1 pseudogene is annotated in these 423 nt (G+C 54.6%); it reads left to right on the forward strand.

What is annotated here, in order from left to right:
* Positions 1–363: pseudogene (locus PL597_RS26085) on the forward strand (NADH:ubiquinone reductase (Na(+)-transporting) subunit F); the annotation flags it as partial.
* Between the last annotated feature and the right edge of the window lie 60 nt (positions 364–423).

A 423-nucleotide genomic window follows, 5' to 3' on the forward strand; every position in this document is an offset into this window, starting at 1 on the left:
CGTGCGCATATTTTCGACCAGCTCAAGCGCCTGCACAGCACGCGCAAAATCAGCTTCTGGTACGGCGCCCGTTCGCTGCGCGAAATGTTCTACGATGAGGAGTTTGAACAGCTGGCGCGCGACAATCCAAACTTTACCTTCCACGTCGCGCTCTCCGATCCGATGCCGGAAGATAACTGGACCGGGCATACCGGCTTTATCCATAACGTTCTGTACGAGAACTATCTACGCGATCACCCGGCGCCGGAAGACTGCGAGTTCTACATGTGTGGGCCGCCTGTAATGAACGCCGCGGTAATTAAGATGCTCAAAGATCTGGGCGTCGAGGACGAGAATATTCTCCTCGACGACTTTGGAGGCTGACGATGCTGCCGGTATTTCTCGTGACCTTTGTGATTTTTGCGCTGGTGATCCTCGGCATGT

Source organism: Agrobacterium sp. ST15.13.013 (assembly GCF_027956525.1).
Taxonomy (GTDB): domain Bacteria; phylum Pseudomonadota; class Alphaproteobacteria; order Rhizobiales; family Rhizobiaceae; genus Agrobacterium; species Agrobacterium salinitolerans.